Below are 11647 nucleotides of genomic sequence, written 5' to 3' on the forward strand. Positions count from 1 at the left end.
CCGCGAAGTCCCGCTCGTTCTGGTCGGCGTAGGACTGGGCGAACGCGCAGAGGGCGCGGTCGAAGCGGTCGCCGCCGCCCAGGTAGGCGGCGAGGGCGACGGGGTCGCCGGAGCGGGCGTGCGCCCGCGCCAGGCAGGCCCCGCACAGCCGGGCGAACAGGGCGAGCAGCTCCGGCCCCATGGTCTCCGGCCGCGGGATGCCCTTCCAGTCCCACAGTTGCCGGACGTAGAAGTCCCGCGGCCGCCCGTCGAGGCCCCGCACGTGGGTCCAGCCCAGGAAGATGTCGCTGGTCGTCTGCATCAGGCGCTGGCCGGTGACCACCCGGCGGCCCTGGTTGTCGTGGAGGTCGCCGCCCGCGTGGGCGGCCAGCACCGACTCCTGCGCCTCCTTGGCCTGCAGCAGCAGGGGGTCGTCGTCGTCCCTGCCGAGCAGGAGCACGATCCAGCAGCGCGTGCCGACGCTGCCGACGCCCACCACCTTGCGGGCCATGTCCACCAGGCGGTAGTGGCGCAGCAGGTGCCGGCGCTCGGGGGGCAGGGTCCGCGCGTACCCCTCCAGCAGGGTGCGCATCTCCTCCGTGAGCGCGGCCTCGGAGGGGCGGTCCCGCAGCCGGCCGAGCGGGGTGACCAGCGGCGGGTCCGGCGTGATGCGCCGGCCCTCGGCCGTCATCCGGGTCAGCTTGGCGAAGGCCCGCAGGTGGGTGCGCGTGCGGGCCCGCTCCGCGGCCTTGGCGGCCCGGCGCCCGGCCTTGCCGTCCGTCGAGGAGGCCAGTTCCCGTATCCGCTCGGCGTCGTCCTGCGCGTACCAGACGTCGAGGGTCCGCATGCCGGCGAACTGGCGCATGCGTTCCCGGTACGCCCGCACGCAGGCCCGCACCACGCCGTTCTGCTCCTTCACGGACAGCCCGTTCGCCCGGGCCGCCGTCACGAACCCGGACGCCAACCGCTTCACGTCCCATTCGAACGGCCCCTGCAGGGTCTCGTCGAAGTCGTTGATGTCGAAGACCAGGCGGCGCTCCGGCGAGGCGAGCAGCCGGAAGTTCAGCGGGTGGGCGTCCCCGCAGAGCTGCACCCGCAGCCCGGTGTCGGGCAACGGCCCCAGGTCCGCCGCCATGATCGCGGCGGCTCCGCGGTAGAAGCGGAACGGCGACTCGAGCATGCGGCCGTAGCGGATCGGCACCAGGTCCGGCACCCGGGTGGCCGACTGCTCCTCCAGCACCGAGACCGGGTCGAAGCGCTGCCGCGCGGGTTCGTACCGGGCGTGGCCCGACCGCGGCGCCCGGCCGCGCGCGCTCCGGCCGTACGCCGCGCGCTCGGCCGGGGACAGGGACGGGGTGAAGACGCTGGGCACGGTCATGGTCCGGCCTCCTGGTGCGGGCGGGGAAGGCGCCGTGGCCGGTTCGCAGCCGGTGCCGCGCCGCCGCCGACGCGCTGGTGTCCGTCATGCCCATCCGACCACTCCGGCGGCCCCCGCGGCTCACCCCTGCCGGGTGAGGCCGGCGGGGCGCCGCCCGGAGCACGCTGTCCGTGGTGCCGAACCGGCGCAGGACCGGTGACGCTCCGCCGAGCACTCGGGCCATACGAAACGAGGCACACGATGAGCGCGACAAACACCGCACGCACCCGGTCGACGAGCACGGCCAAGCAGGGATGGGCGTCCGGCCTGACGGCCTTCGCCGCCGTGATGCTCCTCCTCCTCGGCCTGCTCAACCTCTTCCGGGGCATCATGGCCGTGGCGGAGGACGAGGTCTTCGTCACCACGCCCAACTACATCTTCGAGTTCGACCTGACGAGCTGGGGCTGGATCCACCTGATCCTGGGTGCCGTCGCCGTGCTGCTGAGCGCCGGGCTGTTCCGGATGGCGACCTGGGCGCGCGTCGCCGGGGTGGTCATCGCCTCACTCGTCGTGATCGCCAACTTCCTGTCCCTGCCCTACTTCCCGGTCTGGTCGGTGGTGATGATCGCGATCTCGGGCTTCATCATCTGGGCCCTGTGCGTGGTCCGGCCCGACGACCGGCTCGGCGCCTGAGGACGGCGGCCTCGCGGGAGAGGGGTGACCGGTGACACGGGACGGCGGGAACGGGAACGACGGCAGGGGACCCGTGACGGGGGCCGCGGCGGCCCCCGTTCCGCGGGGCGCCGCCGGACGCGCCCGCGTGGCGGTGCTCGCCCTGCTGGGCAGCGCCCTGGTGCCCCTGGCCGCCGCCGGCCCGCGCGGCGTCCTCTGGGTGCTGCTCGGCGTCGCCGCCCTGGCGCTCGCCGCCGCCGGGGTGTGGTGGGCGCTGGCGCACACCGGCGCGGTGCGCGTCCTCGGAACCGTCCTGGCGGTGGCCGCGCCGGCCGCCGTCCTCGCCCTCTACGCCGTCTCCGGCATGCTGCTGCCGGCGCTGGTGTCCGTGGCGCTGTGGTCGCTGGCCGCGGTCGCGGCGCGCACGGCACTGGGCGCCGGGCACGCCGCCGCCCGGCGCTCCGGCCGGTCCGCCGCCGTGCCGCCCCGGGCGCCGTGGGTCCTCATGAACCCCCGCTCCGGCGGCGGCAAGGTGGGCCGCTTCCACCTGGTGGAGAAGGCCGAGGCGGCGGGCTGCCGGGTGGTGCTGCTCGACGGGAGCCGGGACGTCGGCGAACTGGCCCGGGAGGCCGTCGCCGAGGGCGCCGACCTCCTGGCGGTGGCGGGCGGCGACGGCACCCAGGCGCTGGTCGCCGAGGTGGCGGCGCGCCACGGCCTGCCGTTCCTGGTGATCCCGGCCGGCACCCGCAACCACTTCGCCCTCGACCTCGGCCTGGACCGCGACGATCCCGCGGCGGCCCTGGAGGCGCTGGCCCACGGCACCGAGATCCGGGTCGACCTCGGGTACGCGGCGGACCGGGTGTTCGTCAACAACGCCTCGTTCGGCGCGTACGCGTTCGTCGTCACCGAGCCCGAGTACCGGGACGCCAAGGCCGCCACGACCCTGCGCCGCCTCCCCGACCTCCTCACCGGCGAGGACGCGCCCCGGCTGGGGATGCGCACCGACGGGACGCGCGTCGACGGGCTCCAGGCCCTGCTGGTGAGCAACAACGCCTACGGACGCGTGGTGGACGCGGCGCATCCGGGCCGCCGGGAACGCCTGGACGCGGGACTCCTCGGAGTGGTGTGCGTGCGGGTCACGGGCGCCGCCCAGGCGGCCGACCTCGTGGCGCGCGGTCCGCGCTCGCCGGGCCTCGTCCGGCTCACCGCGGAGCGGGCCGTCGTCGAATCCGGCACGCGGACCCTGCCGGCGGGCATCGACGGGGAGCACGTCGTGCTCCCGTCCCCCGTCGTGTGCCGCATCGCGCCCGGTGCGCTCAGGGTCCGGGTGCCGCGCCGGCGCCCGGGCCCGCCGCGGGCCGCCACGACCGACTGGCCGCGCGTGGTCCGGCTGGCGCTCGGCCGCCCGCCGCCGGGCACAGGAGGCGGAAGTGCGGCGGCGTGAGCGGGCGGGTGCCCGTGGGCGGCCCGCTCCTTCGGGGACCCGGCCGGTCCCGCCGGCGTACCGGACCGATGCGGTGAGGTGGACGGCGTGAAGCGCTGGCGAGCCCTGATCGTCCTGGGGACGGCCCAGTTCCTGATGGTGCTGGACACCTCCGTCATGAACGTCTCCATCAGCCGGCTGGTCGAGGACTTCGACACGGAGGTCACGGCCATCCAGGCCGTGATCACCCTGTACGCGCTGGTCATGGCCGCGTTCATGATCATCGGTGGCAGGTTCGGGGACATCCTGGGGCGTCGCCGGGTGTTCCTCCTGGGTCTGGTCGTCTACGCGACGGGGTCGGCCCTGACCGCCGCGGCGCCCACCCTGGGGGTGCTCACGCTGGGCTGGTCCGTCATCGAAGGGCTGGGGGCCGCCATGGTCCTGCCGGCGATGGCGGCCCTGGTCGCGGAGTCGTACCAGGGGCGCGACCGGGCCGTCGCCTACGGCGTCATCGGCGGGCTCGCCGGTGCGGGCATCGCGGTGGGCCCGCTGCTCGGCGGCTGGGTGACCACGTACCTCACCTGGCGGCTGGTGTTCGCCGGCGAGGTCGTGATCGTGGCGGCCGTCCTGCTGTGCCGCCGGGTGATCGTCGCCCCCGGGCCCGCCGGCCCGCGGCCCCGGCTGGACGGCGTCGGCGCCGTGCTCTCGGCGGCCGGACTGGGGCTGACCGTGCTCGGGGTGCTGCAGAGCAGTTCCTGGGGCTGGGTGGAGCCCCGCGACCCTCCCTTCACCGTCCTCGGCTTCGCGCCGACCCTGTTCGTCGTCGGTGCCGGGGTGGCGGTCCTGGCCCTGTTCCGCCGCTGGGAGCGGCGGCGCGAGGACCGGGAGGCGGATCCCCTCGTCCACCTGTCCCTGCTGGGCAGGCCCGTGCTGCGGTCCGGCCTGACGGTCCTGCTGAGCCAGAACCTCATCCTGCTCGGCCTGTTCTTCGCCATCCCCCTGTACCTGCAGGTGGTGCAGGGCTTCAACGCCTTCGAGACCGGCCTGCGCCTGCTCCCGGTCTCCGTCACCATGTTCGTGACCTCCCTCTCGGCGTCCTCGCTGGGGCGGAGGGTGGGACCCCGCAGGGTGGTCCGGGCGGCGCTGCTGATCCTGACGGCGGCCGTCGTGTGGCTGCTGGCCACCATCGACCCGGTCATCGACGACGCGCAGTTCGCCGGAGCCATGGCGCTGCTGGGCGTGGGCGTCGGCCTGCTCGCCTCCCAGCTGGGAAACGTCGTCCAGTCCTCCATCGGGGAGGACGAACGCAGTGAGGCCGGCGGACTCCAGTTCACGGCACAGAACCTCGGTTCGGCGCTGGGCACCGCCCTCATCGGGTCCGTGCTCGTCGGTGCGCTGGTCCAGGCGTTCACCACCCAGGTGGCGGACGATCCGCGGCTGTCCGGGAAGGCCCGTGAGGAGGTCGGTGTCGCCCTCCAGTCCGGGGTCACCTTCGTCTCCACCGGCCAGGTGCGCTCGGCGGCCGAGCGGGCGGGGCTGCCGCCCCCCGAGGTGGAGGCCGTCACGGACTCGTACGCCTCGGCACAGCTCGACGGGCTGAAGGCGGCGATCCTGGCGACCGGCGGCGTCACTCTCGCCAGTTTCCTGGTGACACCGCATCTGCCGACCGCGGGGGAGGAACGCCCACGACGGCCGGGCACCGATTCCCCGGCCGACGGCAGGGGAGCGACACGCTGACCGGAAGGGAGATCCCCGTTGCCTGGAAGCGACCACGGCACGGTCCCGCCCCGCCGTGCCGGACGCCGGGACGGGAGGGCGAACGCGGACTACACGGGCGGGGTCCACGGGTCCATGCTCGCCGCCTCGGTGGTGGTCGGCGCCGGCACCCTGGGCTCGTTCCCGCGCCTGCACCTCGTGCTCCTGTTGCTGCTCACCGGAGTGGTGTTCTGGACCGCCCATGTGCACGCCCAGCTGTTCGGGGCACGTCTGGCCCAGCAGACCCTGGACCGCCGGACCGTGCTGCACGTGTGCCGCGAGGAATGGCCGATCGTCAAGGCGGCCGTGCCGCCCGCCGCCGCGGTGGCCGTCAGCCCGCTGCTCGGCCTCGGGGTGCAGGGCGCCCTCTGGCTCGCGGTCGCCGTCGCCGTGGCCGGGCAGGTGGGCTGGTCCGTCGCCGCGGCGCGGAGCGCCGGGGCCTCCTGGCGCCTCGTCGCCGGCACCGCCGCGGTCAACCTGCTGCTCGGACTGCTGATCGTCTCCTTCAAGATCGCCCTGAAGTGACGGTCCGGGCCGTCCGCGTGCGGGGCGGTCACCTGTGGCGGGTGAGGCCGGCGCGGGTGCGGAGGCGGAGCATCGCAGGGGAGGACACCGTCGGCCTGCCGGAGACGTCTGCTCGTGGAGGGACCGTCCGTGCGCTACGAGATCCGAGTCGAGGGACACCTGTCGGAGACGCTCGCCGCGTCGTTCCGGGAGCTGGACCATGTGGTGATGGCCGGGCAGACCGTGCTGTACGGCCAGGTCGTGGACGAGGCGCACCTGTACGGGCTGCTGGCCCGCTGCCAGTCGCTGGGACTGCGCGTGGTGGAGATGCGCCAGCTGCCGGAGTGACGGGGCCGGGCGGTCTCACCCCTGCCGGGTGAGGCCGCCCGGGGCGTCCCGTGCGCACGATGGGGCCGTGAGCCCGCCGCGGGGGACCGCACGGAGGGCGGGCCGGCCGGACGGAGGACGGACATGGACACCCCCACCCACCTGGCGTACGACTTCCCGCTGCTGGGAGCCCTCTGGACCATGTTCGTGTTCTTCCTGTGGGTCATGTGGTTCGCCCTGCTCCTGCGGATCGTCCTCGACGTCTTCCGGGACGACGGGCTGAGCGGCTGGGCGAAGGCCGGCTGGCTGGTGCTCTGCACGTTCGTGCCGTTCCTGGGCGTGTTCGCCTACGTGATGGTCCGCGGCAAGGACATGGGACGCCGGGAGAGGGCGCAGGCGCGTGCGCGGCAGGAGGAGTACGGCGAGTACCTCAGGGCGGCCGTGGCCGCGTCCGGCGGCCGGGCCGGCGGCGTCGACGAACTCGTGAAGCTGGCGGAGATCCGCGCGAACGGCGACATCACGGACGAGGAGTTCCGCAGGGCGAAGGAACTGGTGCTGTCCGGCCACGGTCCGACGGCGTCCCCGGGTTCCGCCCCGCGCACCACCGGCTCCTGAACGCCCGGGCCCGCGGCGGGCCCGCGCGCCCGGACCGCACGGAACGAGGCACACGATGACCGAGACGCACCACCGGCCGGCGGCCTACACGGCCGAACAGGGACGGGCCACCGGCCTGTACCTCTTCGCCGCCGTGATGCTCCTCCTCGTCGGCCTGCTCGAGGTCCTCCGCGGGATCATGGGCATCGCCGGGGGAGACGTCTTCGTGACGTCACCCGACCACGTCTTCCGGTTCGACCTGACCGGCTGGAGCTGGATCCACCTCGCCCTCGGCCTGCTCGCCGCGCTCGTCGCCGTCGCGCTGTTCCAGGCGGCGCGATGGGCGCGCGTCGCCGGGGTGGCCGTCGCCGGCTTCGTCGTCGTCGCCTGCTTCCTCTCCCTGCCCTACGCCCCGCTGTGGTCGGTCGTCGTGCTCGCGCTCTCGGGCTTCGTCGTCCGGGCGCTGTGCGTGGTCCCGCACGGACGGCGGGCGTCGCGGTGACCCGACGGGCGCGGGCGCGGACCCGGGAACGCGTCGCCGGGCACCGGCCGGTGGTGGGGACGGGCGATCTGTGCGACCGTGGGCGGCCGCAACGGTTCACAAGGCGTTGTCCTGGGGGGACGAATGACGCGTGCGGGGGTCTATCTGGCGCACCCGCGGCCCGGCAGCTTCAACCACGCGGTGTTCGACGCCGTGGTGGAGGAGCTGCGCGACCGCGGCTGCGAGGTCGTCGCCCACGACCTCCACGCCGAGGGGTTCGCGGCCGCGCTGTCCGCGCAGGAGACGGAGACCGTCCGCTCCGCCGGGGACGCCGACGACGCCCGGGTCGCGCTGCACCGGGCGGAGGTGGCCACGCTCGACGTCCTGGTGTTCGTCCACCCGAACTGGTGGGGCATGCCGCCCGCCGTCCTCACGGGCTGGGTGCAGCGGGTGCTGGTGCCGGGCGTCGCCTACAAGCTGGGGACCGGCGAGGGCGAGCCGGAGGGTCTGCTGAGGGCCCGCCGGGCCCTCGTCGTGAACACCTCCGACACCCCCGCCGAACGCGAGGAGGCCGAGTTCGGTGACCCGTTGCACCGCATCTGGACCGCCTGCGTCCTGCCCTACGTGGGCGTCGACGACGTCCGCCGGGTCGTCTTCCGGACGATCGCCGGCTCCGACGGCGCCACGCGCGAGGGCTGGCTGCGTGAGGCCCGCCGGCTCGCCGCCGCGCTGACGGACTGACGGACTGACGGACCGACGGACCGAGCGGGAGGAGGGGACGGGGCGGCGCCCGGGCTCACCGTGCGAACCGATGTACGCGGAACCCGCCGCCGGGACCACCGACGCCCCCGCTTCGTGTTCCGCACGGACGACGCGGCGCGGGCCGGCGATCCGACCGGGCGCGACGAGGCCGGCCGGCTGGAGCGGGTCCCGTCGTCCCGGACCGGCTCCACGATCGCCCGCGGGGAGGTCGTCGGCAGCGCCACCCCGGCCGGCGTCATGGCGCTGCTGCTCGGCATCGGCCCCGCGGCGCACCGACGCGACCGGTTCCGGGGCGTGCGAGGAGGTCCGCGCGCCCCCGGGGGAGGTGCGACGATGTGGCCCATGTCGCAGCACCGAGCTTCCTTCTCGCTGGCGGAGATCCGCGAGCGCATCGACGCCCTCGACGCCGACCTGGTCCACCTGCTGGCCCGGCGCGAGAAGCTGGTCCGTGAGGCGGCCGGCCTGAAGAAGGACGAACGGGCGGTGCGCGCCCCCGACCGCGCGGAGCGCGTCGTCGCGGCCGCCCGCGCCGAGGCGGAACGGGCGGGGCTCACCCCCGCGGTCGCGGAGACCGTCTGGCGGGCCATGGTCGGCGCGTTCATCGACCTGGAGCTGACGGAGCACCGCCGGGAGGGCGCGCCACGCTGACGGCGGGCGGAGGACGGGCGGAGGACGGGCGGAGGACGGGCGGAGGACGGGCGGAGGACGGGCGGAGGACGGGCGGACGGAACCGGCCGCACCCGGGGCGGGCCTTCGCGGTGGTTCCACTTCGGCCATCGTTCCCACCCAACCGGAATCCCCCGTCTCGCGCCCCGTAACGGAGGTGGCACTGGGTGTCACCGTTGCCTATGGAAGCCGGGCGGCCGCCGGCCGGCCTTCCGTCCGGCGATCGGATTCCGTCGACCCCGCGGGAAGCGCTTGGCCGCCCCGGCGGCGGTGCTGAAGGCTTCCCTCCGCGACGGAGCGCGCGGTGCGCTCCGGCGGAGAGGGGAGAACACCCATGAACAGCGACCGGAAGCTCAGGGCCGTCCTGACCGTCGTGGCCGGTTCCGTCCTGGCACTCGGTACCACCACCTCGGCCTCGGCCGCGACCCAGATCCCGGCCGACGGCGCGGGATACGCCTACTGGCAGGCCGACCCCAGCGGGTCCACCCCGGGGGACGCGTTACGGGTCTGCGACACCAAGGCCGACGGGTACGCCGTGCGCGCCGTGCTCACCACCTACTCGGGCGGCAGCTACCGCGAGGTGAACACCTCCGGTCACGCCGCCGGTTACTGCACCGCCTGGAAGACCGGGGACCTGCCGGAGGGCACCAAGCTGGTGATCACCACCCACTACGGTTCGGGCGGCAACTGGATCTCCGCCGACATGGCCTTCGTCACCGCCTGAGCCGCTCCTCCGCCCGGGCCGCGCGCCCGTCCACGCGTCACGGGCACGGGCGGAGGACCGCGCCGGAGGCGACCGGCGTTCCGGGGCCGCCCCAGGCGTCCCGGAGCCGGGACCGGCGTCGGGGGCGGCCGGACGGTCCGGCCTCACGGAGCAGCGCTTCCCGGCCATCCCCGGGCCCGCGGAACGTCCGGTTCCGCGGGCCCGGTGATCACTTCGTGCCGGACGCCCGAAAACCACTTGGCCGGAGCGCGCCGACCGGAAAGGCTGCCTTCCGTGAAGAGCGCCGACCGCGCTCCCGACCAGAAGGGGGAACACCCATGAGGACCAACCGGAAGCTGAGGGCCGCGGGGGCCGTGACGGCGGGCCTCGCGCTGGCGCTCGGCGTCGCCACCTCGGCGTCGGCCGCCACCGCCATCCCCATCGACGGCCACGGAACGGCGTACTGGCAGGCCGACCCCAGCGACGGCACGCCGGGCGACGCGCTCCGGGTCTGCGACACCAACGCCGACGGGCTGGCCGTGCGGGCCGTGCTGACCACGTACTCGAACGTGACGCACCGCCGTGAGGTGGACACCGCCGGCCACTCCGCCGGCTACTGCACCCCGTGGAAGACCGGTGACCTCCCGGAGGGCACCAAGGTGATGATCTCCACCCAGTACGGCAAGGGCGGCGAATGGGTGGCCGCCGACGTGGCCTATCTGACGGCCTGACCCGCACCACCCTCCTCCGCCCGGGCCGCGCGCCCGGGCGGAGCCGTGTCCGGCGCGTCCACCCGCGTCCCGCGCGTCCCGCGCGTCCGCGCGCTCCGGGCCCGGGGCGGCGTCCGCCCGTGCGCCGGGCCGCGGTCCCTCCCGCCGGACCTCCCCGCGCGCCGACGGGACGCCCGCCCGCCGTGAGGTCCTCGGCGAGCGGCGGCGGCCGGCGCGCTCCCCTCCGCCGTCGCCCGTTCCGCGCGTCCGGAAGATGCTCTTGACGTGGCACTGACAAATCGCTGAGCATCGGGCTCGCCCGGTCACCGGTGACCGGCCGCCGGCGACCGCCGCACCGGCCCCACCGCTCCATGACCCGTCCGGTACACCCCCGCCTCGACGAGAAAGCGCGGTTCCCCCCATGAGAAGCTCCCGGCCCGGCCCGCTCCGACCGCTCCGCAGACGTGCCGCGGCCGTCGCCGCCGTGGTGGTGACGGCGCTGCTCGCCGTCACGCCCGCCTCGTACGGCAGCGCGCCGGCCGCCGCCCCGGCCGCCCCCGCCGCGCGGGCGCTCGCCGCGCCCGACATCCCGCTGGCGAACGTCAAGGCGCACCTGACCCAGTTCCAGTCGATCGCCGCCGCCAACGGCGGCAACCGGGCCCACGGGCGTCCCGGCTACAAGGCCTCCGTCGACCACGTGAAGGCCAAGCTCGACGCCGCCGGATTCACCACCACCGTGCAGCAGTTCACCTCCTCCGGCGCCACCGGCTACAACCTGATCGCCGACTGGCCCGGCGGCGACCCCGGCCAGGTCCTGATGACCGGCGCGCACCTCGACTCGGTCTCCACCGGCGCCGGGATCAACGACAACGGCTCCGGCTCCGCGGCCGTGCTGGAGGCCGCGCTCGCCGTCTCGCGCGCCCGGCTCCAGCCGGCCAAACACCTGAGGTTCGCCTGGTGGGGCGCGGAGGAGCTGGGGATCGTCGGCTCCAAGCACTACGTCAACAGCCTGAGCACGACGGACCGTTCGCGCATCTCCGGCTACATCAACCTCGACATGGTCGCCTCCCCGAACGCCGGCTACTTCGTCTACGACGACGACCCGGCGATCGAGAAGGTCTTCAAGGACTGGTACGCCGGCATCGGCGTGCCCACCGAGATCGAGACCGAGGGCGACGGCCGTTCCGACCACGCCCCGTTCAAGGCCGCGGGCATACCCGTCGGCGGACTCTTCACCGGAGCCGGCCGCGTCAAGACGGCGGCCCAGGCCACCAAGTGGGGCGGGACCTCCGGCCAGGCCTTCGACCGCTGCTACCACTCCTCCTGCGACTCCACGGCGAACATCAACGACACCGCCCTGGACCGCAACAGCGACGCCCTCGCCCACGCCCTCTGGACCCTGGGCACGCAGGCGGCGCCGGCGCCGGGCACCTCCTTCGAGAACACGACGGACGTCGCCGTCCCGGACGGCGGCGCGGCGGTGACCTCGACCGTGACCGTCACCGGACGCACCGGCAACGCGCCGTCGGCGCTCCGGGTGGACGTCGACATCAAGCACACCTGGCGCGGTGACCTCGTCGTCGACCTGCTCGCCCCGGACGGCACGGCGTACCGGCTGAAGAACTCCAGCAGCTCCGACTCGGCGGACGACGTCGTCGCCGCCTACACGGTGAACGCCTCCACCGAGACCGCCAACGGCGCCTGGCGCCTGCGG

The 11647-nt window shown here is 74.9% G+C and carries 13 protein-coding genes; 12 read left to right on the forward strand and 1 reads right to left on the reverse strand.

Going from position 1 to position 11647, the window contains the following annotated elements:
- On the reverse strand, positions 1 to 1357 hold a 1357-nt coding region (locus tag A2U95_RS19535), incomplete at its 3' end, for a DUF2252 domain-containing protein (RefSeq protein ID WP_166024302.1).
- A gap of 240 nt (positions 1358 to 1597) precedes the next feature.
- On the opposite strand from A2U95_RS19535, the gene A2U95_RS19540 reads away from it, so the two are divergent.
- The 12 genes from A2U95_RS19540 to A2U95_RS19595 all read left to right on the forward strand — a co-directional run.
- Positions 1598 to 2029, forward strand: coding sequence for a DUF7144 family membrane protein (locus tag A2U95_RS19540; RefSeq protein WP_166024304.1), 432 nt, complete (start codon positions 1598 to 1600; stop codon positions 2027 to 2029).
- 73 nt (positions 2030 to 2102) lie between these two features.
- Entirely contained in the window at positions 2103 to 3452 is a 1350-nt protein-coding gene (locus A2U95_RS19545; RefSeq protein WP_240957370.1) for a diacylglycerol/lipid kinase family protein, read from the forward strand.
- Between the two features lie 87 nt (positions 3453 to 3539).
- Entirely contained in the window at positions 3540 to 5168 is a 1629-nt protein-coding gene (locus A2U95_RS19550) for an MFS transporter (protein WP_166024306.1), read from the forward strand.
- Between the two features lie 18 nt (positions 5169 to 5186).
- Positions 5187 to 5711 carry a hypothetical protein gene (locus A2U95_RS19555; protein ID WP_166024308.1) on the forward strand — a complete coding sequence of 175 codons (525 nt, stop codon included), beginning with the start codon at positions 5187 to 5189 and terminating at the stop codon, positions 5709 to 5711.
- Positions 5712 to 5840: 129 nt separating this feature from the next.
- Positions 5841 to 6038, forward strand: a complete 198-nt coding sequence (locus A2U95_RS19560) for a hypothetical protein (RefSeq protein WP_166024310.1) — start codon at positions 5841 to 5843, stop codon at positions 6036 to 6038.
- 123 nt (positions 6039 to 6161) lie between these two features.
- Complete coding sequence (locus A2U95_RS19565) at positions 6162 to 6632, forward strand: SHOCT domain-containing protein (RefSeq protein WP_166024312.1); 471 nt, start codon at positions 6162 to 6164, stop codon at positions 6630 to 6632.
- Positions 6633 to 6687: 55 nt separating this feature from the next.
- On the forward strand, positions 6688 to 7113 hold the full coding sequence (locus tag A2U95_RS19570; protein WP_166024314.1) for a DUF7144 family membrane protein: 426 nt from the start codon (positions 6688 to 6690) through the stop codon (positions 7111 to 7113).
- Positions 7114 to 7236: 123 nt separating this feature from the next.
- Positions 7237 to 7833 (forward strand): NAD(P)H-dependent oxidoreductase, encoded by a 597-nt coding sequence (locus A2U95_RS19575; RefSeq protein ID WP_166024316.1) that lies wholly within the window; start codon positions 7237 to 7239, stop codon positions 7831 to 7833.
- 114 nt (positions 7834 to 7947) lie between these two features.
- A complete protein-coding gene (locus A2U95_RS32080) occupies positions 7948 to 8502 on the forward strand; it encodes a chorismate mutase (RefSeq protein ID WP_206282915.1) in 555 nt (184 codons plus the stop codon).
- 352 nt (positions 8503 to 8854) lie between these two features.
- The gene (locus A2U95_RS19585) at positions 8855 to 9244 is read left to right on the forward strand and encodes a hypothetical protein (RefSeq protein WP_166024318.1); all 390 of its coding nucleotides are present in this window, start codon (positions 8855 to 8857) and stop codon (positions 9242 to 9244) included.
- A gap of 317 nt (positions 9245 to 9561) precedes the next feature.
- Positions 9562 to 9954, forward strand: a complete 393-nt coding sequence (locus A2U95_RS19590) for a hypothetical protein (protein WP_166024320.1) — start codon at positions 9562 to 9564, stop codon at positions 9952 to 9954.
- 400 nt (positions 9955 to 10354) lie between these two features.
- Positions 10355 to 11647 (forward strand): M28 family peptidase (locus A2U95_RS19595; protein ID WP_166024322.1); only part of this gene is annotated, 1293 nt, incomplete at its 3' end.

Origin of the sequence: Streptomyces chilikensis (assembly GCF_001642695.1) — a bacterium.
In the GTDB taxonomy this organism is placed as follows: domain Bacteria; phylum Actinomycetota; class Actinomycetes; order Streptomycetales; family Streptomycetaceae; genus Streptomyces; species Streptomyces chilikensis.